This window comes from Stappia taiwanensis, assembly GCF_014635285.1.
Lineage (GTDB): Bacteria > Pseudomonadota > Alphaproteobacteria > Rhizobiales > Stappiaceae > Stappia > Stappia taiwanensis.
Genome location: NZ_BMCR01000003.1, coordinates 592,149 through 617,412, shown reverse-complemented (window position 1 = coordinate 617,412; position 25,264 = coordinate 592,149). Strand labels below are relative to the sequence as shown.

The window sequence follows — 25,264 nt, the reverse complement described above, 5'->3', positions numbered from 1 at the left end:
CGGCACGTCTCGGCCCATCTTTTTCACCGCCCCGGTGGGACGTTTTCGGCCCACCGGCCGGAGGTGAAAATCCGGCCCGAAAAACACTATGCCGCCCGAATGAGGCGGCACGGATGTTTCCTCGACGTTATACACCTTGGCATGGCGCAGGTGTCAATCATATTGGCGCTGCGGCCCAATTGCCCTCCCCCTGCCCAAAAAGGCGGTTTTTTGGGGAAAACTGGAGCAATCCCCAGGTGAATCGCCCGGTTCGCTTGCGAAGGAAACCCGTCATATTGTAGCGTCTGATCAGTCAAATACGACATCTCGTAGATAAGACTCGCACAAGCCTCAAAATCCGGCAAGAGGGCGGCGCGCTAATGGTGCGTCATAAACGAAGTATTAACCAAACCTCCGTGTCCCGAGCCGGTCCGAACCAAGACGGAGTTTCCGCATGTCCTGGACAAGCGAACGTGTCGACCTTCTGAAGAAACTCTGGTCCGACGGGCTGAGCGCAAGCCAGATCGCGGCAGAGCTGGGGGGGGTCACGCGCAACGCCGTCATCGGCAAGGTGCACCGGCTTGGCCTGTCCGGGCGCGCCAAGGCGCCGTCCAGCGCGCAGAAGAGCCGGAAGGTCGCCAAGAGCGCTCCGACCCAGGACAACACGGCGGTGGAAGAGGCCCCCAGCGCGCCGACGCCGAGCGCGCCGCAGAGCATCGGCGCCACGGCGCTGAAGGCCGAGGCGGCTCCGGTCGCCGCGCCGGAACCGGAGGCACAGCCGGTCGCCGAACTGGTGCCGATCGCCAAGCGGGCGACGATCCTCACCCTGACCGAGCGCACCTGCAAGTGGCCGATCGGCGATCCGACCAAGGAAGACTTCTACTTCTGCGGCCACCCGTCGAACCCGGGCGTTCCCTATTGCGCCTACCATTGCCGCGTTGCCTACCAGCCGGCCAGCGACCGTCGCCGCGACAAGAGCGCCGCCAACGGCTGATCCAGCCCGGCCGGAGCGATCCGGCCTGATGGCTTGCCATCTGAAACGACAAAACCCCGCCGAAGCCCGGCGGGGTTTTGTCGTTTCAGCAAGTGGGAAGGCCTGCTCACACAGGCCTTCGCGATGGGGCGGCCTTCAGGAGGCCGCCGCCACGAACTGGTCGTTGAAGGCGTAGCCGGCGCCGCGCACGGTGCGGATCGGATCCATCGCCTTGCCGCGATTGATCGCCTTGCGCAGCCGGCCGACATGCACGTCGACGGTGCGCTCGTCCACGTAGACATCGTGCCCCCAGACACCGTCCAGCAACTGCTCGCGGGAGAACACCCGGCCCGGTGAGGTCATCAGGAATTCCAGCAGGCGGAATTCGGTCGGTCCGAGATGGATCTCCCGACCGGACCGACGCACCCGATGGGTTTCCCGATCCAGCTCCAGATCGCCTGCCCGCAGCATCGAGGACACCACCTCGGGCTTGGCGCGGCGCAGCATTGCCCGCACCCGGGCCATCAGCTCCGGCACCGAGAACGGTTTGACCACATAGTCGTCGGCCCCGGTGGCGAGCCCCCGGATCCGCTCCGACTCCTCGCCCCGTGCCGTCAGCATGATGACCGGCAGCCGCTCCGTTTCCGGCCGCGACCGCAGACGCCGGCAAAGCTCGATCCCCGACAAGCCCGGCAGCATCCAGTCCAGCAGCAGAAGATCCGGCTGGCTCTCGCGCAACCGGATGTCCGCCTCGTCGCCGCGCATGCAGGTGTCGACCGAATACCCCTCCGCTTCAAGGTTGTACTTCAACAACATGATCAGAGGTTCTTCGTCCTCGACAATCAGAACCTTCGGCATTCCGGGTAACCTCGTCTGGTCTCAGATATCGTTGCAGGGGATCAGGAGGACGGCTCGGCGACAACGCCGGTCTCGTCCTGCTTCTGCCGATCGTCCATCGGCTGCACCCCGGTCGCCATGTAGATGACGTTCTCGGCGATGTTGGTGGCGTGATCGCCGATCCGTTCGATGTTCTTGGCGCAGAACAGCAGATGGGCGCAGATCGAGATCTGGCGCGGATCCTCCATCATGTAGGTGAGCAGCTCGCGGAAGATCGAGGTGTAGATCGCATCCACCTCGTCATCGCGCTCGCGCACGGAGACGGCGGTTTCCTCGTCCCGGTTGGCATAGGCGTCCAGCACATCCTTGAGCTGGGCCTGGGTCAGCTCGGTCATGTGTTCGACGCCAAGCGCAAACTTCTTGGAATCGAAGGTTCCGTCGATGGCGATCACCCGCTTGGCGATGTTCTTGGCCAGATCGCCGACCCGCTCCAGATCGTTGGAAATGCGCATGGCGGCGATCACGTCGCGCAGGTCCTGGGCCACAGGCTGCCGCCGGGCGATGATCAGGATCGCCTGTTCCTCGACCTCGAACTGCAGGGCATCGACCCGCTTGTCCTGGGCCACCACCCGCCGGGCAAGGTCCTTGTCCATCCGGGTCAGGGCCGAGACGGCATCGCTGAGCATGGCCTCGGTCAGGCCGCCCATTTCCGAAACGCGGCCGGCGACCGCCTTCAGCTCTTGGTCAAACAGGGTCACGGTATGTGGCATCGTCATTCTCCATCGCGCCGGACCACCGGCAGGATACGCCGGCGCGCCCAGGGGCCGCACGGCATCTTACACGGGAACCGGAAGCGCCCCGGCGGGGCGCCCGGCCTCAGCCGAACCGGCCGGTGATGTAATCCTGGGTGCGCTTGTCCCGGGGGTTGGTGAAAATCTCCTTGGTCTCGCCTTCCTCGACGAGGTTGCCAAGATGGAAGAAGGCCGTGCGCTGCGACACGCGCGCCGCCTGCTGCATGGAGTGGGTGACGATGACGATCGTGTAGTTCTCACGCAGCTCGTCGATCAGTTCCTCCACCTTCGCCGTGGCGATCGGATCGAGCGCCGAGCAGGGCTCGTCCATGAGGATCACCTCGGGGCTGACGGCGATGGCGCGGGCAATGCACAGGCGCTGCTGCTGCCCACCGGACAGGCCCGTTCCCGGCTCGTCGAGCCGATCCTTGACCTCTTCGTACAGACCGGCCTTCTGCAGGCTGGTGGCGACCACGTCGTCCAGCTCGCTCTTGTTGCGGGTCAGGCCATGAATGCGGGGCCCATAGGCCACGTTCTCATAGATCGACTTGGGGAACGGGTTGGGCTTCTGAAACACCATGCCCACCCGTGCCCGCAGCTCCACCACATCCACCGACGGATCGTAGATGTCGGTCCGGTCGAGCATGATCGTGCCGGTCACGCGGCAGACATCGATCGTATCGTTCATCCGGTTGAGGCAGCGCAGGAAGGTGGACTTGCCGCAGCCCGAAGGGCCGATCAGCGCCGTCACATGACGGTCGCGCACGTCCAGCCCGACGTCGAACAGTGCCTGCTTCTCGCCGTAGAACACATTGACATTGCTGCCGCGCATCTTCACCGGCACGCCATCGGCGGTCACCATCGCGGCTCCGGCAGGCATTGCGGCCCCGCCATCGGTCTTGGCGTCCATGACCTTTTCCATCGACATTTCTCTGTCCTTTCCAGAACGGATCACCAGCGCCGCTCAAACCGCTTGCGCAAGACAATTGCAATTGCGTTCATCGCGACCAGAAACCCGAGCAGCACCATGATCGCTGCCGAGGTCTTCTGCTGGAACGCAGGCTCGGGGAAGTCCGCCCACATGTAGATCTGCACCGGCATCACGGTGGCCGGATCGAGCGGACCGCCCGGGATATCGACGATGAAGGCGACCATGCCGATCATCAAGAGCGGCGCGGTTTCGCCGAGCGCCTGGGCCATGCCAATGATCGTGCCGGTGAAGATACCGGGCATCGCCAGCGGCAGCACATGGTGGAACACCGCCTGAAGACGCGAGGCCCCCACGCCGAGTGCCGCTTCGCGGATCGACGGCGGCACCGCCTTCAGCGCCGCGCGGGCGGCGATGATGATCGTCGGTAAGGTCATCAGCGCCAACACCATACCACCGACCAGCGGCGCGGAGCGCGGCATGCCGAAGACATTGAGGAACACCGCAAGACCGAGCAGGCCGAAGACGATCGACGGCACCGCCGCGAGGTTATTGATGTTCACCTCGATCAGATGGGTCAGCCGGTTCTTCGGCGCGAACTCCTCCAGGTAGATCGCGGCGGCAACGCCGATCGGGAAGGACAGGAGCAGGGTCACCACCATGGTGTAGAACGAGCCGACCACCGCGCCCCACACACCGGCCATCTCCGGCTCGCGGCTGGCGCCGGCGGTGAAGAAGATGGTGTTGATCTGACGCTCGACCAGCCCCTTGTCGCGCAGGTATTCGATGTAGGCGATCTCCTGATCGCTGAACTTGCGCGAGCTTTCCGGCGTGTCGATCCGCTCGATCTGCCAGCTTCCCGGAGCGGCCTCCGCCTCGCTTTGCAGCGGCACGAAAGCCTGGCCCTCGATCACCGTGGAGGAGACCTGCGTCGCCTTGACGATGCCGCCATTGATGCGGATCAGATAGGAGGCGAGACCCGTCGTCAGGGCTTCGGGCTGATCCACCGCCGTGGCACGAGCGGTCAGGGCGGCGATTTCCGCCTCCATCGTCTCGATCTCGCGGCTGACCGACTGCCGGGCGCTGCGGGCGCTTTCCAGCTCCATCTCAAGACGGGACCGATCTGCCGCGCCGGCATCGGCAACCCGCTGCTCAAGGGTGGGAATGCGTGCCTCCAGGCTGCGCAGGCCACGTTGCCGGGCCTCCACATCGGCGCGCCGGGCATCCGCCTGAGCGCGCAGATCCTGCTTGATCTCGGTCAGGATGCCGCGGAAATCATTGGAGGAGGACAGGATCTTCACGGCGCCAGTGGTGCCCACCACCCCGGCCGCGCCCGTCCCGGCGCGGGTGGAGCTGTCGGTAACCAGCCCCTTGAGATACAGATCGGCGAAGTCCGACAGCGGCACCTTCACCAGGCCTTGCGCGCCGAGCATCTCCGGATCCGCCAGCACCTCGTTGCGCAGGATGATGTTGGCACCGCTGGAGACCAGCGCGTTGCGCACCCGCCGGTCGCGGCGGCTGCCGGCGAAGGGCATCTCGCTCTTCAGCCCGTCGCGGATGATGGCGTTGTAGTCCGCCTTGCCCGGATCCTGCGGATCGACCTTCTCCGCGCCGAGATCGAGCGGCAGGGAGAGATAGGAGTGGGTGAAGGCCGGCCAGCCTTGCGAAACGATGGTGCTCAGAAGGATCACCAGGAAGGCGCCGGCGGCCAGCACCGCCGCCAGGCCGTAGAGCTTGTAGCGCCGCTCGGCGGCATAGCGTTTCGCCAGACGGCGACGCGCGGCCTCGGAGGTGTGAAGACTGTCCGCCGTGTTGGCGACCGGGGTGCGTTCGGCCATGTCAGTCATACTGTTCCCTGTATTTCTGGACAACGCGCAGCGCGAAGATGTTGAGGGCCAGGGTGACGCAGAAGAGCAGCAGCCCGAGCGCGAAAGCGGCCAGGGTCTTGGCGCTGTCGAACTCCTGGTCGCCGACCAGCAGCGTGACAATCTGCACGGTGACGGTGGTGACCGCTTCCAGCGGATTGACCGTCAGGTTCGCGGCCAGCCCGGCAGCCATGACGACGATCATGGTTTCGCCGATGGCGCGGGAAATGGCGAGGATCAGCGCAGAGACGATGCCCGGCAGCGCCGCCGGCAACACCACCTTGCGGATCGTCTCCGACTTGGTGGCGCCAAGACCGGCTGATCCGTCGCGCAGCGACTGGGGCACGGAGTTGATGACATCGTCCGACAGGGAAGAGACGAAGGGAATGATCATGATGCCCATGACCACGCCGGCAGCCAGGGCGGATTCGGAGGAGACCGAAAGACCGATGCTCTCGCCGGCGCCGCGAAAGGCCGGCGCCACGGTCAGCGCGGCGAAGAAGCCGTAGACCACGGTGGGAATGCCCGCCAGCACCTCAAGCACCGGCTTGGCGATCGCCCGCACCGGGCGGGAGGCATAGTCGGAAAGGTAGATGGCGGCGAACAGGCCGATCGGCGCGGCCACCAGGATGGCGATCAGGGTGATCAGCATGGTGCCGGCCAGCAGCGGAATGGCACCGAACACCTCGGCGTTGGTGTCGCCGCCCGTGGCCCCGGCGCCCTCGAAGGCGCTCTGCGGGCTCCAGTGCGTGCCGAAAACGAAGTCGAAGAACGGCACCTTCTGGAAGAAGCGCAGGCTCTCAAAGATCAACGACAGGACGATGCCGATGGTGGTGATGACCGCCACCGCCGAGCACATCACCAGGAGCACCATCACCACACGCTCAACCACATGCCGGGCCCGGAAGCGCGGAGCGATCGCCCGATAGCCGCCGAACAGACCGCCGACCGCCAGCAGCGTCATCGCCGCGCCGAGCATGAGATCGGCGGTCGCGTTCAGTGAAGCATAGGTCTGCGCCGCCGCTTCCTTGGCCGCGTCGGTGAAGCCGACAATGCCGCCGAAGGCAATTGCCCGGGCGTCACGCAGAAAGGCTTCCGTCTCCGGGGTTCCGAGACCGGCAACCGCATCGGCATGGGTCGACAGGATCATCGTGTCGAGAACGCGCGGCGCCAGGATCGACCAGAGCAGGAGAAGAACGAAGGCCGGCACCACCGCGACAATGGCAAGGAAAGCACCGTGAAAGGACGGCAGCGAGTGCAGGTCCGAGACCTGCCCACCGACCACCTGCACCGCGCGGGTGCGACCGACAAAATAGGCCGCCACGAGGACGACCGCGAGAAGCAGGAGCGATGTTGTGAACATGGTGCATCCGCTGTGCGGTGAAACCGTCCGGCCGGGCTGACCCGGTCAGCTGAAAGAGCGCGACCGGCAAGATGCCGGCCGCGCCCCGTTTGGTCTTACATGGAAAGCGGGGTCATCGCCTTCACATCGGCGCCGATCTTTTCACGATCGGCAGCCGGAAGCGGGATCAGGCCCTTTTCCGACAGGTAACCTTCGTCACCCCAGGTACCGTCGGCGGTGAACTCGGCCGCGTATTCCTCGATGCCCGGGATCACGCCGACATGCTCCTTCTTGATGTAGAAGTAAAGCGAGCGGGAGACCGGATAATCGCCAGCGGCGATGTTCTCGAAGGTCGGCTCGACGCCACCGATCTGCGAGCCCTGGATCTTGTCGGCGTTCTGGTCGAGGAAGGAGAAGCCGAAGATGCCGACCGCGTTCGGGTTGGCTTCGAGCTTCTGAACGATCAGGTTGTCGTTCTCGCCCGCTTCGATGAACGCGCCATCCTCACGGATTTCGTGGCACTTCTTCTTCTTCAGGCCAAGGTCCTTGGCGCCCGGAACGGCCTTGCAGCCGCCTTCCATGGCGATCTCGACGAAGGCGTCGCGCGTGCCGGAGGTCGGCGGCGGGCCGAGCACTTCGATCTTCGAGGTCGGCAGGGACGGATCGATGTCCGACCAGTTCACATACGGGTTGGCGACCAGCTTGCCGTCGACCGGAACTTCCTTGGCCAGCGCCAGGAACACCTGGGCGAGGGTCAGATTGAACGTGGCGCCCGCCTTGGAGTTGGCCAGCACGATGCCGTCGAAGCCGATCTTCACTTCCACCGGCGTCACGCCATTGGCGGTGCAGGTCTCGAACTCGGACTTCTTGATGCGGCGCGAGGCGTTGGTCATGTCCGGCGTGCCCTCACCGACACCGGCGCAGAACAGCTTCATGCCGCCGCCCGAACCGGTCGATTCCACCACCGGGGTCTTGAACGAGGTCTTCTGACCAAACTGCTCGGCAACCGCCGTGGAGAACGGAAACACGGTCGACGAACCGACGATCTGGATCTGATCGCGCGCCATGGCGCCGCCGGCGAACACGGTGGTGGCAACCGCAAGAGCAGTCGCACTCATAAGAGCCTTGATTTTCACCTGACGTCTCCCTGGATCTTCAGGATTTGAAATTCCCCTTGCAGGCTTGCCCTTGCAAGGTCAGGCAGACCGTAGTCCGACCTCGTGATCCTTATATGAAGATCCTGTTTCAGTTATATGACAGAGCATGCGCCTGTTATATAACGATTTTTCAGGAGCGCCAGCCTTTTCATGACGGAATCGCCGCCGGAATTCTGACAGAAAACAACGCACCCTGGCCCGGCACGCTCTCAATCTCCAGCCGCGCCTTGTGACGGGTCAGGATGTGCTTGACGATGGCCAGACCAAGGCCAGTGCCCTTCATCTCCCGGCTGGCGGAGATATCCGCCCGGTAGAAACGCTCCGTCAGGCGCGGCACGTGCTCCGGCGCAATCCCCGGCCCATGGTCGCGAAATCCGAGCACCCAAGCAGCCGGCCCCTCGTCCTCGCCGCCGGTCGGGGCCAGATCGATCTCGACCCGCTTGCCGCTGGCACCGTATTTCAGGCTGTTCTCGGCAAGGTTCTCGATCACCTCGATCAGCTCATCGCGGTCGCCGCGCACCTGGCACGGGCCATCAGGGCAGCTCAGATTGATGGTCACACCAAGTTCATCGGCGAGCGGCTTCAGGGTATCGCAGGTGTGGCGCAGCAAGGCCGCGAGATCGACGATTTCATTCGGCTGCACATGCGCCTTCAGCTCCACCCGCGACAGCGACAACAGATCGTCGATCAGCCGACGCATCCGCTCGCCCTGCTGCATCATGATCGTCAGGAACCGGTCGCGCGCCTGCGGATCGTCCTTGGCCGGGCCCATCAACGTCTCGACGAAACCGGTGAGCGAGGCAAGCGGCGTGCGCAGCTCGTGACTGGCATTGGCGACGAAGTCCGCCCGCATCCGCTCCAGCCGGTGCTGGTCGGACAGGTCCTGCACCGTCACCAGAATGAAGCGTTGCGTCACGGGCTGACGCGGCGCACGCCCCTCGGAGGCCAGCGGCGCGATCGGCGCCACATAGGCTTCCAGCCATTGCTCGGTCGGCACCTTCTCGCTCCAGCCGATCCGTTGGGCCTCCTCGCCGGCGATGACCCGGTCGAGCGCTTCCAGCAGGGCGGGCGTGCGCAGCCGAAAGGAAATCGGATCGCCGGGATGCGCAGCGCCGAACCGCTCGCGGGCGGCGGCATTGGCATAGCGCACGATCCCGCGCTGATCGACGATGAAACAGGGCGCGGGCAGGGCGTCGGCCAGATGCTTCATGCCCGCATCGGGCCACATGGCCGCCTGCGGCTGCCCGCGCAGCCGCCGGGGCATCAGCGGGCGCCGGCCCGGCGCCAAAAGGGCCGCTGAGACCAGAACAGCGAAGGCAATCCAGATCTCCCAGGAGGGCGTCAGGCCGCGCGCATATTGCGCGCTTGCCGCGATGACCAGCGCGGTGACCAGCACCCAGCGCTGCGCGGCCAGCCGGGTCCGCAGCACGGAGCGAAAGCCGGCAGGGCGTGCCGACCGCTCACCGGTCATGTTTTCTTCGCTCATCGACATAATAATCACGCTGGCTCCGGCGACCGTGTAACGGTCGCAGGAGGGTTAAAGACACACCGCTTGAGGGCACGTCATTTGGCATAGCATAGTGCAGATGACATTCCCAAGACAGCCACCGGAAACACCAGGCCGAGACGGAATTGACCAGTGCACATCGTATGTTACGGTCACGCCGGTTCAGCATCGACCAAGGTGGCGTGTACGCGCCGCACCCGGTCGGGGCACCTTGAAGAGCCCCTCCCCGCCGCATTTCGGAAGGAAGCAGGATGACCCCGCGCCAGGCTGCCAGCCGGCTTTCCCCCGCCCTGGCCACTGAAGACTGGCCCACGGCCCGCAAGTGCCTTCTGGCGCTGGTGCGCAATGATCCGGCCAACGCCTCGCTGCGCTACAACCTCGGCCTGGTGCATCGGCGGCTCGGCGCCAATGACCTGGCGCTCGCCGCCCTGTCCCGCGCCCTCGACCTTTCCCCGGGCCACGCCAATGCCCGGTTCGAACAGGCAAGCGTGCTTCTGGAGCTGGGCCGGCTTGGCGAGGCGGCGGAAGCCTTCGACGCCTATACCCGGCAGGCCCCGAAGGACGCCGATGGCTGGCTCAATCTGGCGCGGCTGCGGTTGCGGCTCGATCAGGCGGAGCAGGCGCTGGAGGCCTTTGCCCGCCACGATACGCTAACCGGTGGCGACAGGGCCAGCGGCGGTCTGGAAAGCCGCATCGGTATCGCCGAAGCGCAGCTTCGGCTCGGGCAGCCGGAGGGGGCGGCCATGCTGCAAGAGCTCTATCGGGATCACCCGGCGCTGCGCCCGCGCCTCCTGAAATCCATGAGCCAGGGACCGCGCGGCCGGATCCCCTTGCGTGCCGGCGCCCTGCTCGGCGATCCCTCCACGCCAACCTGACCGCCTGTTACGCCCGGGTTGCGCGGTAGGTCTTGCGATAAAGTCCGGGATCGTCCTGCAAGCCGTCCTGCACCTTGCCATGAGCCGCCAGCTCTGCTGGGCTCATCGGCGCGCAGTCGAGCTCCAGCGCTTCCCGGCGAATTGGGAAGCCCTGCGCCACCGGCGTTCCCGCAGGCAACACGCCTTCGAACCCCGGATCGCGCCAGATCGCCGGGAAATGCACGAACCCATCACGGAAGCGATCACAATCGACCATGCCGGCCAGGGTCTTGAACGGCAGGTCTTCGCGGTTGAGCGGATGGGTGAACAGCAGCGACACGCCTTCGGGCGCGGCCACCGTCCAGAAATTGGTGAACTTGATGACGAACTGATCCGGCGGCAGCCCGAACGGCACACCGGCCGCCTGTTCGGGCACATGCAGGCCAATCGGCGCGCGGGTCTGGCGCGCGGCAAGACTGGCCGGCGGCTCCCAGTCCCAGGAAAGCTCCCCCTCCTGCACAGTGACATCGGCCGCAAGGCGGAACATGACACCGAGCGACAGCGCGTCGATCAGCGGCGGGCACTGCTTGAGGCCGCGCACCTGGGCCCCGCCGAGGGTTTCGCTTGGGATCATCGCCGGCGCGGCGCGCAGCCAGTCGGGTAGGCTGCTGCGGGCCGGCACCGGTTCCGGCACAAGCCCGAAAAGCTCCGGCAGGCAGCGGAAGCCAAGTTTCATCGCGCGCTCCCCGGTTGAGGCCGGCGCGGATCAGCGGCGGGGGCGGACATGCGCACGGGCACGGGCCGCCTCCACCAGCTTATCGAGACAGAAGGGCCAGCCGCCCTCGGAGGCCATCACGCTGCGATAGTGTTCACCGCCCTCGCCGTGGCGGAGGAAATCGCCATGGCTCAGTTCCACCCGCGTGCCCTCTCCCTCGGCGCGAAACTCGATCACCACCCGGCTGGCGGCGGCCGGATCGGCGACCACCTCCCGCCCCGGACCGATCTGCCAGGCAAGGCGCAGAAAGAGCGGGCGCTCGATCGAGAGTACCGTTCCCCAGACGATCCGCGCGCCGCCGCGCGCCTGCTCATAGCAGGCGCCCCCGGCCATCGGCTCGATGCCGATGTCTTCCAGATCCTCGCCGGAAAAGGTGTATTCGCGCGGCCACCAGTCGGCGAACCGGTCGACCACCAGTTCAAAGGCGGCCTCCCGTTCCAGCGGCAGATGCCGCGTGAAGCTACATGGCGTGTCCACCCCGCCCATCCTCCTTCAGCTCAGGTCCGACGAATCCGGCGCATGGTCCCGCGCCCTGGAGGAAGCGTCAACCGGCGGCCGGTCCGGCCCGCCTGCGGCTCAGCACCCAGGCGGTCGCCGCGACGATGGTGATCGCCACGAAGATCACGCCGATGACATTGACCACCGGCGAAAGGCCGAAGCGCATCCGCGCGCCGATTTCCGTCACCAGCGTCCAGCTCGACCCGATGGCGAAGAAGGTGGTGTTGTAGTTCTCGATCGACTGCAGGAAGGAGATCACCGAGGCGGTGAGGATCGTCGGCATCAGAAACGGCAGGGTGATCCGGCGGAACACGAACACCGAGGACGCACCCAGATCCAGCGCCGCCTCCTCCAGCACCCGGTCCTGACGCTGCAGCCGCGCCATGAACATCAACATGCAATAGGAGGCGATGAACCCCGCCTGGGCGATGGTCGCAGTCAGAAGCCCGGCCTGGACGCCGAAGGCATCGCGCCAGAAGATCATGGTCGTCGCGCCCAGCACGATGCCCGGGGTCAGGATCGGCGACACCAGCACCGTGTAAAGCACGGTGGTGCCGCGCGATTGCAGCCGGGTCAGCACCAGCGCGCCGGCGAGCCCCAGCGGGATGGCGATGACGATCACCCCGATGGCGATGGCGAGCGAGTGCACGAGCCCTTGCAGGAAGCGTTCGTCCTGCGGCAGCTCGGCGAACCAGCGGAAGGAAAACCCCTGCCAGTCCGTCACCGAAGGGGTCGGATTGGCATTGAAGGCAGCCACCACCATGAACAGGAGCGGCAGGAACATATAGGCGAAGAACAGCACCAGATAGCCGTTGAGGATCGCCCCCGACCAGTCGATCGGTGACCGGCGGGCGGCCCCTGCCGCCACTCCGCCCCGCGTGTTTGCTTCGGACAGGCTCATTTGGCGATATCCCTGATGCCGACACGGAAAACGGCCATGTTGACCAGAATGAAGACGAGACAGGCGACCAGCAGCGCCAGCGAGTAGGCAGCGCCTTGGTTCCAGGAATCGGCCTCGAAGAAGCGCCGGTAGATCACCTGGCTGAACCAGTCCGGATGCAGGCCCCGGCCGACAATCTCCGGCACGGCGATGGAGCCGGCCGACAGCATGAAGGTCATGATCGCACCCACGGCGATGCCCGGCTTGGCATGAGGCAGCACCACCCGCCAGTGGATCCGCCAGATCGATGCGCCGAGATCCCGCGCCGCCTCGATCTGGTTGCGGTCGAGCGTGTCGATGGTGTTGTAGATCGGAAACACCATGAACAGCACATAGGCATAGACCATCACCGTGAAGACCGCCCCGTTGGAGGCGACGAAACGCAGCCCCTCGCCCGCGCCCATGTCGATCAGCCCGAGCGCGTCGAACAGTCCGTTGAGGATGCCCTGCTTTTCCAGGATCATCACCCAGGAGAAGATTCGCAGCAGCTCGTTGATGGCATAGGGGATCACCAGACCGAGCATCAGGAAGGCGAGCTTGTTGGCATTGCGCGTGCTCGCCACCGCATAGGCGACCGGGTAGCACACGAGAAACGCCAGCACGGTGACACAGAGCGCATAGAACAGCGTGGAGATGAAGATCTTCAGGTGGATCTCGCTCATATCCGTGAAGTTCTTCAGCGAGTAGCTCTCATTGAAACCGGTTTCAGCGTCGTTGCTGCGTTCCTCTTCCTCCAGGACCGCAAGCTTTTGCTGCAGTTCCGCCTTCTCCGCCTCCAGTTCGGCGATCCGTCGATCCAGCTCTTCCGGCGACGGGCCGCTCGCGGCCGATGGCGCCATGCCGGGGCTTGGCACCAACCCTGGTGAAGGCGTCATGGACGGGCTCGGCGCGGCGGGGCTCGGAACCAGCCTCGGCGACGGGGTCAGCGACGGGCTGGGCGCCAGCGATGGGCTGGGAACAAGACTTGGTGCCGCCGGAGCCGGGGCCGGGGCGCCGGCCGCTTCCTTGCGCGCGGTGAGGTCGCGCAGATCCGTATCGATTGCGAACAACCGCGTGTAGTGGCGGTCGATGGTCTGCGCCAGGGTGGCGGCCTCGCCACCATGATCGGTGAAGGTGAAGGCGCGCTCGATCATCCTGAGTTGCGGCAGGACGATCAGGAGAACGATCCAGGCCGCCGTCAGGGCGAGAAACAGCGCGGTGAGCCCCTTGCCGTAGCTTCGGATCAGGCTAGTCACGGGCAAGATCCCCGGCTGGCATGACCACCGCATCGGCGATCTGGAAGCCCAGCTCCGCCTCGCCGGCAAGGTCCGGTCCACTCTCGCCGGAGTTCGGCAGATGGATCATCAGCGAGGTCTCGCCGGCGCGGCAATGGAGATTGACGAAGGGGCCTTCGAGATCACGCCGCTCGATGGTCGCAGGCAGACGGTTGTCGCGCGCCTCCGCTGCCCCTGCCCGGGACAGGCCGACCCGTTCCGGCCGCACGAAGATCATCACGTCATCGCCGGCGGCAACGCCATTGCGCGGCTGACCGCGCAAGGTTCCATGGGCGGTTTCAACCTCCGCCACCTCGCCGTTGACGGCCGTCAGCCGCCCGCGGAACACATTCTGCTCGCCCACGAAACTGGCGACGAACGGGGTCGCCGGCTGGCTGTAGATTTCATCTGAGGACGCAACCTGTTCGATCACGCCCCGGTTCATCACCGCGACCCTGTCGGACATGGTCAGCGCCTCGCCCTGATCATGGGTGATGTAGATGAAGGTGACGCCGGTCTTGCGCTGCAGCTCCTTCAGCTCCGCGCGCATGTGCTGGCGCAGCTTCAGATCGAGCGCGGACAAGGGTTCGTCCAGCAACAGCACCGAGGGCTCCACCGCCAGTGCCCGGGCGATGGCGACGCGCTGACGCTGACCACCGGACAGTTCGGTCGGCTTCTTCTCCCCCTGACCGTCGAGGGCGACCATCGCCAGCAATTCCTCGGCACGCTCGCGCCGGGTCGCCTTGGCGATGCCGCGCGCCTCCAGACCGAAGGCGACGTTTTCCCACACGCTCATCAGCGGAAACAGCGCCAGGTTCTGAAAGATCAGCGCGGTTGGCCGGGCATTGGGGCGAATGCCGGTCATGGTGTCGCCGCCGATGCGCACGTCGCCGGCGGTCGGGTCGAGAAACCCGGAAATGATGCGCAAGATCGTGGTCTTGCCGCAGCCCGACGGCCCGAGAATGGAGAAGAACTCCCCCGCCTCGATGGTCAGATCGGTCGGCTGTACCGCCGTGAAATCCCCGAACCGCATCGATACGCCGTCCAGCACAACGTCCTTGCCGTGCATCCCGCACTTCCTCCCCAAAATCCCGCCCGGACCCTCCTCCGGGAAAAGCGGACTGCGGCCGGAGCCGCAATCCATCGGTTGATGCGCCTGAGATCAGGCGACAATGCCTGGTCAGGCGTTGGTGACCGCATCGACGTATTCGCCGACCACCGGCGAGGTCCAGGGCTGGTCGGCCTGCCACCACCACAGGTTCGCCAGATTCTCCGCATTGTAGACCTCGGAGAACTGCTTCTTGTAGCTCTCGCTGGCATGATCGGCCGCGCCGGTCACCGCCGAGTTGTAGCCGGTGTTGGTGGCGAACATGCCCGCCATCTTCGGGTCGAGCATGGCGTTGATGAAGGCATAGCCCTGATCGACATTCTCGGCCCCGGTCGGAATGCCCATGGAATCCATCCAGGTGATGCCGCCTTCCTTGGGCATCCGGTACTTCCACTTGGCGTCCTCGCGGTTGAGGAGCAGCCCGGTGGTGTCCCAGGTCTGGCCGATCGCCGCACCGGCCTGCTTGAAGGCATTGGTGGCCTCGGTGGCGTTGTTCCAGAAGGCGGCGATGTTCTTCTTATTCTCGATGATGAAGGCCGCAACCGCGCTGTAGACCCGGCGCGCCTCATCCTCGGTCTTGTAGACATCAAGCATCCGGTTCGACTTCACCTGGCCGATGGCGTCGAGATAAAGGCCCACACCGGTCAGCGCCGACTTCTGGCGGAACGCCACCTTGCCGACCGCCTCCGGCGTCCAGAACGCGCCGAGCGACACATCCGCATCGTCCATCGGGAACACGGTGCTGTCGAAGGTCACCGCCTCGGTGCCCCAGTTGAACGGCAGCAGCATCCGCTTGCCGCGATAAGTGCCACCGAGCTGGACACTGTCGCGCAGCATCGACGGGATCAGGTTGTCGAGGGTCAGCTTGCTCTCGTCGAGCGGCTTCAGCAGATTGTCCGGATAATACTGCGGCCCGTTGGTCACGGACGGAAAGATCACGTCGAAGCCTTTGCCGCCGGCGGCCTTGAGCTTTTGCACCGCCTCGTCGTTGGACCCGTAGGTCGACAGGTTCACGGTGATACCCGTGTCCTTGGTGAACTTGTCGATCATGTTCTCCTGGATGTAATCACCCCAGGCAAACACATTGACCTGACCGGAGGACGCGAGCGCGTCGCCCGCCTTGAGAATCGCCGGAGCGGCGAGAAGCGTGGATGCTGCGGCGGAGCCCTTCAGCATCAAACGGCGTGAAATGGACATGACGGACCTTCCCTTTTTATGCATGACATGAGGCAACGACGGACCGGCAAATCTCTCCTCCCGCGTCGCTGGCTCGGCCAATAGTTGAGTTCGACAACGGCTATGTGACAACCGTCGCGCGATTCCTTGCAATTTCTTCCCATCAGCCGGCATCTCTACCTCCCCTGCCAGCGACGGTGCATCGCGCTCCGTGTAGCCACACAACCGGAAAACCTAGACATGTAATCCCAAAGTCGCAATCCTCTTGTTAGCCGGCAAGATGACCGAACACCTTGCCGATGAAGGTGTTGGGACCGCCGCAGCCCCCTCCGCACCTTCCGCTTGCTTCCCTCCGGGTGCATCGTCTAGAGCGGATCATCCCACCTGCCGGCGCGAGGACCCGTTCAATGGCCGATCTGAAGCATGACCGCGATTTCGACCCGCAGCATGGCGCGGCGGTGCGGATTTCCGATGCGGTGCGGCGGGTCACCGCGCGCAACGCCAGCCCCTTCACCTGGCACGGAACCAACAGCTACCTGATCGGCCGTGACGCGGTCGCCGTGCTCGATCCCGGCCCCCTGGACGAAGCGCATGTCGATCTGCTGCTTGCCGAAGCCGGATCGGCACCGGTGACGGCGATCCTGATCAGCCACACCCACAAGGATCACTCGCCCGGGGCGCGGCTCCTGAAGGAACGGACCGGCGCGCCGATCATCGGCTGCGGTCCGCACCGTGCCGCACGCCCGCTCGGCGAAGGCGAGATCAACCCGCTCGATGCCAGTTCCGATGAGGATTACGATCCCGACCAAGTGCTGGAGGATGCCGAGGCCATCGAGGTCGACGGTTTGCGGCTGACCGCCGTGACAACGCCGGGACACACGGCCAACCACCTGTGCTTTGCCCTCGACTACGACGACACCCTGTTTTCCGCCGATCATGTCATGGCCTGGTCGACCACCATCGTCGCCCCGCCAGACGGCTCGATGAGCGCCTACATGGCCTCGCTCAACAAGCTGCAGGCCCGCTCCGACCGGTGCTACCTGCCCGGGCACGGCGGGCCGGTGCGCGATCCGGCCACCTATCTTGCCGGACTGAAGGCGCACCGGCAGACCCGGGAACGGGCGATCCTCACTGAGCTTTCCGACGGCCCGCAAACGGTCACCGATCTGGTCGCGCGAATCTATCGGGGGCTCGATCCGCGCCTGCGCCCGGCCGCGGCGCTCTCCGTCCTTGCCCAGCTTGAATTCCTGATCGACCAGCATCAGGTCAGCGGCGACGGGCCGCTTGCCCCCTCCACCCGGTATCGCCGCCGCTGAGCGCGCGTGCCCACAAAAAGCGTTGATCTTTTGACCCGCACGCCGGGGCATGTCATGAGACCGTCACGACCTTTCTGTTGTTTCCTGATAAAACCTCGCGGGACCCTAGATGCGCATCCAAGCCGTTCTTTTTGACCGAGATGGCACCCTGACCGATTTCGACCGGACCTGGGGCCCGGCCATTGCCGAAGTGCTGCGCGACCTTGCCGCCGGCGATGCCGGCATTCTGGCGACCCTTGAGGAGGTCGCCATGTTCGACACGACACGCGCCTGCTTCACCGGCCCCTCGGTGCTGAAGGTTCAGGCCCCGGCCGACTACGCCGCCGGCTGGGCGGAAATCCTCGGCGAAAGCGATCCGGATGCCATGCTGGAGCGCATCGAGGCGACCTTGCTGGAGCGCTGCGTTACCAACGTGTCGCCGTTCGATGGGGTGGTCGACACCCTGCAGCGGCTCGCCCGGGCCGATATTCCGCTCGGCGTTGCCACCAACGGCACGGAAGCCTCGGCCCGGCGCCAGATGGACGCACTCGGCCTCGGCGACAGTTTCGCCTTTCTCGCCGGGTATGATTCCGGGTTCGGCCGCAAGCCGGCGCCGGGTCAGCTTCTCGCCTTTGCCCGGCATGTCGACCTTGCGCCCGGCGAGATCGCCATGGTCGGCGACAGCCTGCACGACATGCACGCGGCCCGCGATGCCGGCATGATCCGCGTCGCCGTCACCACCGGCGCCGCCAGCCGCGCCGATCTGGAGGCAAACGCAGATGTGGTGCTCGACAACATGCGGGACCTTCTGGCACTGACCGATATGGTGGAGCGGATATGACAACCCGGATCAAGGCAGTTCTGTTCGACAAGGACGGCACGCTGATCGACTTCCAGCGCACCTGGGGACCGACCTTCTACACGTTGATCGCCGAGCTTGCCGATGGCGACGACGGGATCATGGGTCGGCTGGCCGAGGTCAGCGGCTATTATCTTCATGAGCAGCGTTTCGCCCCGGATTCGATCATGGTCGCCGGCTCCAACGACGATGTGGCCGATGCCTATGCGCAGATCCTCGGCCTCACCGACCCGGCGGAACTGGCCGCCGATATCAACGCCCGCATCGGCGACATGAGCCTGCCGCATATCACGCCGTTCGATGACCTGATGCCGGTGCTCGATGCACTTTCCGCCCTAGGCCTTGCCCTCGGCATCGCCACCAACGACGCGGAAGCCTCGGCGCGCGCGCAGCTCTCCGCACTGGGGATCGATGCCCGCTTCACACAGATTCTCGGCTTCGACAGCGGCTATGGCGCCAAGCCGGATCCGGGCATGATCCTCGGTTTCTGCCGGGAGGCCAAGCTTGAACCGCGCGATGTCGTCATGGTCGGCGACAGCCTGCATGACCTTCATGCGGGCCGGGCCGCCGGGGTGCGCACCCTTGGGGTCACCACCGGCACGGTCGGCCATGAGGTGCTTACACCGCACGCCAACCATGTCGCTGCCTCGCTGACGCAGGCACTCGACTGGATCACCGCCAACGCGGCCGCCTGAACAACGACCTCTCTTCTCCTTCTCTCCTTTCGCCTTTCCGGGAAAGCGATCACACGATGCGCCGCAACTTCCTTTGCGGAATGCGCTTTCCGGGATCTGCGGAAGATGCCATCTTGGCCTTTGTGATAGTGAGCAACCGCTGGACAGCGGCAGAACCACTCGTCATAAAATTGGGTCCGGAGGATGCTGCAACTCAAAGAGGCAGCAAAGGAGGAGATGCCCATGCCCAACCCAGCCATGCCCGGTCTGATGCAGGACTGGTCGCTGACCTGTAACCGACTTCTTGACCATGCCGCACGCAATCACCCGACGCGAGAAATTGTCAGCCGTTCGGTCGAGGGGCCGATCCACCGCACGACCTATGCGCAGATGCGCCAGCGCGCGTTGCGCCTGGCCAAGCGGCTCGACGCCTATGGCGTGAAGGAAGGCGACCGGGTGGCCACTCTGGCCTGGAACACCTGGCGGCATATGGAGACCTGGTACGGGCTGCTGGGCATCGGCGCCATCTATCACACGATCAACCCACGCCTGTTTCCCGATCAGATCGCCTGGATCATCAACCATGCCGGAGACCGGTTGCTGTTCGTCGATCTCACCTTCCTGCCGATTGTCGAAAAGATCTGGCCGCAACTTTCGACGATCGAGCAGGTCATCGTCCTGACCGACGCAGAGCATATGCCCGAGACCACCTTTCCCGCGGTGGCCTATGAAAGCTGGCTGGCGGAAGCCGATGATGATTTCGCCTGGAAGGCGCTGGACGAAAACGCGGCGGCGGGCATGTGCTACACCTCCGGCACCACCGGAAACCCCAAGGGGGTGGTCTATTCGCATCGCTCCAACGTGCTGCATGCCATGGCCGCTGCCGTGCCGGACATGCTGGGCCTTGCCGCCCGCGACAGGGTGATGCCGGTGGTCCCGCTGTTTCACGCCAATGGCTGGTCGCTGGCGTTCTCCTGCCCCCTTTCCGGTGCGGGGATGGTGATGCCGGGACCGCGCATGGATGGCGAGGCGATCTGGGAGCTGCTCGACAGTGAGAAGGTCACCCTGACCGCCGCCGTGCCGACCGTGTGGCTGGCCTTGCTGCAATATCTGGAAAAGACCGGCAAGACGCTTCCCCATCTGGAGCGGGTGGTGATCGGCGGTTCGGCCTGTCCGCGGGCCATCACCAAGGCCTTCGAAACCACCTATGACGTGCGGGTGATCCATGCCTGGGGCATGACGGAAATGAGCCCGCTCGGCACGGCCTGCTCGCTCAAGCCGGAGGTCGCCGGTCTTGATGGCGAGGCCCTGCTCGACCTTCAGGAGAAACAGGGACACACGCCCTTCACGGTGGAGATGAAAATCACCGACGACGATGGCGTCGAGCGTCCCTGGGACGGGCGCACCTTCGGCCGGCTGAAGGTGCGCGGCCCCGCCGTCTCCGCCGCCTACTACAAGGAAGACAGTTCGGACCTGCTTGATCCGGAAGGCTATTTCGATACCGGCGATGTCGCGCATATCGATGAAAACGGCTACATGCAGATCACCGACCGGGCCAAGGATGTGATCAAATCCGGCGGCGAATGGATCTCCACCATCGACCTGGAAAATCTGGCGCTTGATCACCCCGATGTGGCGGAGGCCGCCGTCATTGGTGTCGCTCATCCGAAATGGGATGAACGGCCGCTTCTGGTGGTCGTCCCACGCGAAGGGCACACGCCAAACGAGGCGGATATTCTCGCCTATTTCGAGGGCCGGGTGGCGAAATGGTGGGTGCCGAATGCCGTGATCTTCGTGGAGGAGATCCCGCATACGGCGACCGGCAAGATCCGCAAGACCACCTTGCGCGAACAATTCGCCGACTTCTCCTTCCCGCAATAGCGTTGGTGCGCGCCGCGCGGGTGTTCGCATTGCGCCGCCAGCGTGCTAAGTCCGGGGTCGGTCTATCGAACGGGATTGCTGACCCCGGCCATGCATAAAGTCCTCCCGCGCCGCAGTTCGCGCCTCGCCCGCCTCAGCCGCAAGGTTGGACGCCTGGGCGTGCCCGTGTTGGTGATCGCAGCGCTTGCCCATCACACGGCGCTGATCACCACACCGCAACTGTTCATCCTGTTGGCGCTCGGTTTCTCGCTGGGCGCCTTTGCCTGCATCGGCGCGGGCATCGCTCTGAGCAACCTGTGGCGCGATGGCGGCAGCGGCTGGCGCGATGCCGCCGTCGCGCTGCTCTACGGGACGGTGGCCCTTGCCCCTGTCGCCGGGGCGAGCGTGGAGCTGCTGCGCTCTCCCTTTCTGGCGGATGTCAGCACCGATACGGAGGCACCGCCCGCGCTGCCCCCGCTTTCCCCCGGAGCTCCACCGCGCCGATTCGAAACCGGCGCCCTGCAGGCCGAAGCCTATCCGGACCTTGTCTCGCGCCGGTTCCGCATCGCGCCGGGCGAATTGCATGCGGCGGCGCTGAACGTCGCCGGGCGGATGGGCTGGACCATCACCGCGGAACTGCCACCGGGACTGCCGGACGAGCCGACCCGGTTCCAGGCCGAAGCGAAATCGCTGCTGTTCGGCTTTCGCGACGACATCGCGCTGAGGATCTTGCCCGATCCGGTCGGCGCCCGCCTCGATATCCGGTCCGCCTCCCGCTACGGGCGCCATGACCTGGGCGCCAATGCGCGGCGCATTCGCGCCTTCCTCGACGGGCTCGACGCCACGCTGCTGGAAGCCTATGGCGTGCTTGAACCGGTGGACGATGACGTCGAGCCGGAAGATCTGCCATTGCTCGCCCCGGGCGAGACCCCGCAAAGGCAGGGACCACCGCCAATGCCGGCCAGCAAGCCCGGCCCTGAGACGGATGCTGAAACGGGCACGGGAACCGATCCAGCCCAAATCGAGGATTTGCCGGACGATCTCAGCGAGATCTATCAGGGGGATGAGACCGTCCCGCCGTCTCCACCGGCGAACTGAACCGCTCTGCAAGGTGCAGCCCCGGCTTGGCGGCCCTTCTGAAGCTGCACCGGGCACGACCACGCAATCGCAAATTCGTGTATGCGCTATCATGGCTGCTCCATGAGCACGCACGCGAACCCCACCGCCCTTGCATTCCTTCCGGTGGGTTTCTTCAGCGGATTCGTCCCACCGCGAATACCAAAGCGAAGCGACAATCACCGAAGTTCCTGCTTCATGTGCCCGCTTCGGAGGCCGCTCAAAGCGACCTGACGCCATGCCCCCTCATCCTGGGGATGATGACGGCGATCGTTCCCCTTGCAGGAAACGTGGGCGATCCAATCACCAGCTCGAAATTCAAAGAGGTATTCCAATCGCGTGCGTAATCCGGCCCAGCTCCGCCGAGACGAGGGGCCGGCCAGGTGGCAAGCGCATGCGCACCGAATGACATGAGAACGGGGACCGGGCCAAGCCCCTGCCCGTCGCTTTCTGTCATGCGACCGGCCGTTTCTCTTGCACGACCCCGCGCTCCCGGCACATCGGCCTTTCCCCACCTCTTTTTCAGGCTCACACGCCGCCGCCCATGCGGCGAAAATTACCTGCCTCCCAGAGCCTAGCTGGCAATGCAGTCTCGCAAAAAGTTACAAGGCGATAAGGAATGTGACTGGCCATCTGACAATTGTTGGCGCCATCCTTAGTTTCGACGAAATTGCACTCGAACTGTGCACGAGCCGAAGGAAATGAGTCCACGGCTCACCGCCCCTTGCTTATGGACCGTGATCATGAGCGCGAAGTCAGACAAAGCCACCCAAGCCACCCCACGCCCCGACCTCGGCAAGCTTTACAAGCCAGTGGGCATCAACGCCGTGAGCGCCGCAGCCCTTTGCAAGAAGGGTGTTGGCAAACCGGCAACGCGCCGGCCCAAGTAAGCTGCCCCGGAAGCCGCACCGTCACCGGCGCGGCTTTCCGCTTGTTTCAGAACGGCTCGATTTTCGCACCCAGGGCCGGCCTGCGCCGCTTGCGGCGAGGGCATCTCCCTTGGGCCGCGGTTTCTCCTATTTTCCCGACAAACCACCTTTCAGCGCCGCCCCCCTGCGGGCGCGCAACCGAGCCTGCCCCCCACGCGCTCCATACGCGGGTCAGGCCGTGGCGGTCTCCACATGCCGGCCATGCCTTTCCCCCTTCGCGCCTGTCGTGCCGGCTTCTTTCGGGATGCCGGAATGACGGTTCTGTAAGATGTTCGTCGCACAAGCATTGTAGGGCGAGCATCAGGAGGTTCTTGCATATGATCACAGCTTATTGCCGCAGGCCGACCCGGCTCGTCCAGACATCACTCGGCACCGACGATCAGCTACCGCCGGACGCGATCTGGGTCGATCTGGCGGCACCGACCGCCGAAGAGCGGGCCGCCGTTTCCAGCTGGATCGGCGTCGATCTGCCGACCCGCGACGAGATGGCGGCGATTGAAACCTCCGAGCGGCTCTATCAGGAAGGCAACGCGCTGGTGATGACCGCCCTGATGCCGATGGTCTCACGCGACCCCGACCCCACCGCCTCCTCCATGACCTTCGTTGTCACCAAGGAGCGGTTCGTCAGCATCCGTCACGGCGAACCATCTTCAATCGCCATTGCCGCCCGGCGACTGCAGGGAGAAAACGCCAACGCGCGCACCGGCGCCGATGCTCTTCTCGTGCTGCTGGATGCGGTCGCCGACCGGGCCGCCGACGTGATCGAGGAGGCGTCCGCGCAATTCGACAAGGTCTCGAACCTGGTGTTCGGCGGCGGGCTCGACAGCCGCAAGAGCAGCGAATATCAGGGCACCATCCAGAAGATCGGCCGCATCGGCCTGACCGTGGCACGCATGCACGATGCCTGCGCGACGCTGGAGCGGCTGTTCATCTACCTGGCCACCCATGCGCGGCTCGTGCAGCTTACCGGTCAGCAGAAGGCGATCTGCAAGGCGCTCGGCCGCGACATCCGCTCGGTCCGCGAGCACGCAAGCGCCCTTGATGCCAAGCTGAATTTCCTGCTGGATGCCACCGTCGGTCTGGTGAATCTCGAACAGAACCAGATCATCAAGATCTTCTCCGTTCTCGCCGTGGTGTTCATGCCGCCCACCCTGATCGCCTCGATCTATGGCATGAACTTCACCCAGATGCCGGAACTTTCGTGGCTCTATGGCTACCCGTTCTCGCTCGGCGTCATGCTGGGATCGGTGCTGCTGACCTTCCTCTATTTCCGCTGGAAGAAGCTGCTTTAGTCGCGCCTGGCGGCTCGCCGATAGAGCTGAACCGTATCGCCAAGATAGGTGCCTGCGGTCCAGGGGGTGAAGCCGACCCGCTCAGCCACCCGGACCGAGGCCATGTTTTCCGGCGAGATCATGCAGGCCATCATATCCTGCGGCAGATTGCGGTCGCCCCAAGCGACGAGAGCCGAGACCGCTTCGGTGGCGAAGCCCCGCCCCTGCCAGCGCGGCGCAATCAGCCAGCCCGCCTCGGCGCAGCCCTCCAGCGAGGGCTCGATATCGCGCCGATAATCGGCGAACCCTGCCTCGCCAACGTAAAGACCGGTGGTCCGCTCCTCAATCGCCCAATAGCCGAACCCCAGATGCACCCAGTGCCCGGCATAGCGCAACAGCCGGCTCCAGGATTGCTCCCGCGTTGAGGGCGTCCCGGTGATATGGCGGACCACGCCCGGATCGGCCCAGAGCGCCGCGCACTCGTCGAAATCCTCGATCCGATGGCCGCGCAGACGCAGGCGCGCCGTGGTCAGTTCCGGAATGGCGGCACTGCCCGCCATGCCTTCCCCGCCCGCGCCCGCGCCTGTCGCGCTCACGGGTAAAGCCGCTGCTTGCGCCAGGGGGCGGTGGCATCCTCGCGGCGGAAAACCACCCGGTCATGCAGGCGGAAGGGCCGGTCATGCCAACACTCGATTTCAAGCGGCGTCAGCCGGAACCCCGACCAATGCTCGGGACGGGGAATCTCGCCGATGCCGAACCTGGCGGTGAAGCGGGCCACTTCCTTCTCAAGAGCAAAGCGGCTTTCCAGCGGCCGGGACTGCTGCGAGGCCCAGGCGCCGATACGACTGCCGCGCGGACGCGACTGGTAATAGGCATCCGCCTCTTCCGCAGGGACCGGCGCCACCAGGCCGCGCACCCGGATCTGCCGGCGCAGCGACTTCCAATGAAAGACCAGGGCGGCCTTGCCTGCGGACAAGAGCTCCCGCCCCTTGGCGCTTTCGTAATTCGTGTAGAAGACGAACTCGCCCGCATCGAGACCGCGCACCAGCACCATGCGCACATTCGGCAGGCCATCGGGATCGACCGTCGCCAGCGCGCCCGCGTTCGGATCGTTCGGTTCAGAGGCTTGCGCATCGGCAAACCATTCAGCCACAAGCTGAAACGGTTCCGCTGCTTCAACGAAGTCACCTTTTGTTAAGGCTTCTGATTGATCCTGTTTCGACGTCGTCATGGTGTCTCCGTTCACAGAAGCGGTGCGAATCGAGCCGGGCGGCAGG

At 65.0% G+C, this 25,264-nt stretch carries 22 protein-coding genes and 2 pseudogenes; 8 read left to right on the top strand and 16 right to left on the bottom strand.

The window, feature by feature from the left end:
• The first annotated feature begins 433 nt into the window (after window positions 1-433).
• Window positions 434-973 (top strand): GcrA family cell cycle regulator, encoded by a 540-nt coding sequence (locus IEV83_RS10245; protein WP_181760389.1) that lies wholly within the window; start codon window positions 434-436, stop codon window positions 971-973.
• Between the two features lie 135 nt (window positions 974-1,108).
• On the opposite strand, the gene phoB is transcribed toward IEV83_RS10245, so the two are convergent.
• The 8 genes and pseudogenes from phoB to IEV83_RS10210 form a co-directional block, all read right to left on the bottom strand.
• Window positions 1,109-1,810, bottom strand: a complete 702-nt coding sequence (gene phoB, locus IEV83_RS10240; RefSeq protein ID WP_181760390.1) for a phosphate regulon transcriptional regulator PhoB — start codon at window positions 1,808-1,810, stop codon at window positions 1,109-1,111.
• A gap of 41 nt (window positions 1,811-1,851) precedes the next feature.
• Complete coding sequence (gene phoU, locus IEV83_RS10235) at window positions 1,852-2,565, bottom strand: phosphate signaling complex protein PhoU (protein ID WP_181760391.1); 714 nt, start codon at window positions 2,563-2,565, stop codon at window positions 1,852-1,854.
• 100 nt (window positions 2,566-2,665) lie between these two features.
• On the bottom strand, window positions 2,666-3,460 hold the full coding sequence (gene pstB, locus IEV83_RS10230) for a phosphate ABC transporter ATP-binding protein PstB (protein ID WP_244628144.1): 795 nt from the start codon (window positions 3,458-3,460) through the stop codon (window positions 2,666-2,668).
• A gap of 71 nt (window positions 3,461-3,531) precedes the next feature.
• Window positions 3,532-4,335, bottom strand: a pseudogene (pstA, locus tag IEV83_RS20410) (phosphate ABC transporter permease PstA); the annotation flags it as partial.
• A 534-nt stretch (window positions 4,336-4,869) separates the two neighbouring features.
• Window positions 4,870-5,346, bottom strand: a pseudogene (locus IEV83_RS20405) (DUF3333 domain-containing protein); the annotation flags it as partial.
• 1 nt (window position 5,347) lies between these two features.
• The gene (gene pstC / locus IEV83_RS10220) at window positions 5,348-6,736 is read right to left on the bottom strand and encodes a phosphate ABC transporter permease subunit PstC (RefSeq protein WP_181760393.1); all 1,389 of its coding nucleotides are present in this window, start codon (window positions 6,734-6,736) and stop codon (window positions 5,348-5,350) included.
• 95 nt (window positions 6,737-6,831) lie between these two features.
• Window positions 6,832-7,851: a PstS family phosphate ABC transporter substrate-binding protein gene (locus IEV83_RS10215; protein WP_244628128.1), complete on the bottom strand. Its 1,020-nt coding sequence runs from the start codon at window positions 7,849-7,851 to the stop codon at window positions 6,832-6,834.
• A 169-nt stretch (window positions 7,852-8,020) separates the two neighbouring features.
• Window positions 8,021-9,358, bottom strand: coding sequence for an ATP-binding protein (locus tag IEV83_RS10210; RefSeq protein WP_209003079.1), 1,338 nt, complete (start codon window positions 9,356-9,358; stop codon window positions 8,021-8,023).
• A gap of 272 nt (window positions 9,359-9,630) precedes the next feature.
• Here IEV83_RS10210 and IEV83_RS10205 point away from each other — a divergent pair, with 272 nt between their 5' ends.
• Complete coding sequence (locus IEV83_RS10205; protein ID WP_181760395.1) at window positions 9,631-10,254, top strand: tetratricopeptide repeat protein; 624 nt, start codon at window positions 9,631-9,633, stop codon at window positions 10,252-10,254.
• 7 nt (window positions 10,255-10,261) lie between these two features.
• Here IEV83_RS10205 and IEV83_RS10200 read toward each other — a convergent pair whose 3' ends face one another.
• The 6 genes from IEV83_RS10200 to IEV83_RS10175 all read right to left on the bottom strand — a co-directional run bounded on the left by IEV83_RS10200 (window position 10,262) and on the right by IEV83_RS10175 (window position 16,004).
• Window positions 10,262-10,969, bottom strand: a complete 708-nt coding sequence (locus IEV83_RS10200) for a hypothetical protein (RefSeq protein ID WP_181760396.1) — start codon at window positions 10,967-10,969, stop codon at window positions 10,262-10,264.
• 30 nt (window positions 10,970-10,999) lie between these two features.
• Window positions 11,000-11,485, bottom strand: coding sequence for an SRPBCC family protein (locus IEV83_RS10195; RefSeq protein WP_209003078.1), 486 nt, complete (start codon window positions 11,483-11,485; stop codon window positions 11,000-11,002).
• A gap of 67 nt (window positions 11,486-11,552) precedes the next feature.
• Window positions 11,553-12,407 (bottom strand): ABC transporter permease, encoded by an 855-nt coding sequence (locus IEV83_RS10190; protein ID WP_181760398.1) that lies wholly within the window; start codon window positions 12,405-12,407, stop codon window positions 11,553-11,555.
• The gene (locus tag IEV83_RS10185) at window positions 12,404-13,681 is read right to left on the bottom strand and encodes an ABC transporter permease subunit (protein WP_181760399.1); all 1,278 of its coding nucleotides are present in this window, start codon (window positions 13,679-13,681) and stop codon (window positions 12,404-12,406) included. The genes IEV83_RS10190 and IEV83_RS10185 overlap by 4 nt, the downstream gene beginning before the upstream one ends.
• Window positions 13,674-14,768 (bottom strand): ABC transporter ATP-binding protein, encoded by a 1,095-nt coding sequence (locus IEV83_RS10180; protein WP_181760400.1) that lies wholly within the window; start codon window positions 14,766-14,768, stop codon window positions 13,674-13,676. The genes IEV83_RS10185 and IEV83_RS10180 overlap by 8 nt, the downstream gene beginning before the upstream one ends.
• Before the next feature lie 111 nt (window positions 14,769-14,879).
• Entirely contained in the window at window positions 14,880-16,004 is a 1,125-nt protein-coding gene (locus tag IEV83_RS10175; protein WP_181760401.1) for an extracellular solute-binding protein, read from the bottom strand.
• Window positions 16,005-16,390: 386 nt separating this feature from the next.
• Between IEV83_RS10175 and IEV83_RS10170 the strand changes: the two genes are divergently transcribed.
• The 6 genes from IEV83_RS10170 to IEV83_RS10145 all read left to right on the top strand — a co-directional run bounded on the left by IEV83_RS10170 (window position 16,391) and on the right by IEV83_RS10145 (window position 24,008).
• The gene (locus IEV83_RS10170) at window positions 16,391-17,299 is read left to right on the top strand and encodes an MBL fold metallo-hydrolase (protein ID WP_181760402.1); all 909 of its coding nucleotides are present in this window, start codon (window positions 16,391-16,393) and stop codon (window positions 17,297-17,299) included.
• A 109-nt stretch (window positions 17,300-17,408) separates the two neighbouring features.
• The gene (locus tag IEV83_RS10165) at window positions 17,409-18,119 is read left to right on the top strand and encodes an HAD family hydrolase (RefSeq protein WP_181760403.1); all 711 of its coding nucleotides are present in this window, start codon (window positions 17,409-17,411) and stop codon (window positions 18,117-18,119) included.
• The gene (locus IEV83_RS10160) at window positions 18,116-18,832 is read left to right on the top strand and encodes an HAD family hydrolase (RefSeq protein WP_181760404.1); all 717 of its coding nucleotides are present in this window, start codon (window positions 18,116-18,118) and stop codon (window positions 18,830-18,832) included. The genes IEV83_RS10165 and IEV83_RS10160 overlap by 4 nt, the downstream gene beginning before the upstream one ends.
• 237 nt (window positions 18,833-19,069) lie before the next feature.
• The gene (locus IEV83_RS10155) at window positions 19,070-20,692 is read left to right on the top strand and encodes a long-chain-fatty-acid--CoA ligase (RefSeq protein WP_181760469.1); all 1,623 of its coding nucleotides are present in this window, start codon (window positions 19,070-19,072) and stop codon (window positions 20,690-20,692) included.
• Window positions 20,693-20,782: 90 nt separating this feature from the next.
• Window positions 20,783-21,769, top strand: coding sequence for a DUF1499 domain-containing protein (locus IEV83_RS10150; protein ID WP_181760405.1), 987 nt, complete (start codon window positions 20,783-20,785; stop codon window positions 21,767-21,769).
• A 1,264-nt stretch (window positions 21,770-23,033) separates the two neighbouring features.
• Window positions 23,034-24,008 (top strand): magnesium transporter CorA family protein, encoded by a 975-nt coding sequence (locus IEV83_RS10145; protein WP_181760406.1) that lies wholly within the window; start codon window positions 23,034-23,036, stop codon window positions 24,006-24,008.
• Here IEV83_RS10145 and IEV83_RS10140 read toward each other — a convergent pair.
• Entirely contained in the window at window positions 24,005-24,547 is a 543-nt protein-coding gene (locus IEV83_RS10140) for a GNAT family N-acetyltransferase (protein ID WP_181760407.1), read from the bottom strand. The genes IEV83_RS10145 and IEV83_RS10140 overlap by 4 nt on opposite strands.
• Before the next feature lie 32 nt (window positions 24,548-24,579).
• On the bottom strand, window positions 24,580-25,218 hold the full coding sequence (pdxH, locus tag IEV83_RS10135; protein ID WP_181760408.1) for a pyridoxamine 5'-phosphate oxidase: 639 nt from the start codon (window positions 25,216-25,218) through the stop codon (window positions 24,580-24,582).
• Between the last annotated feature and the right edge of the window lie 46 nt (window positions 25,219-25,264).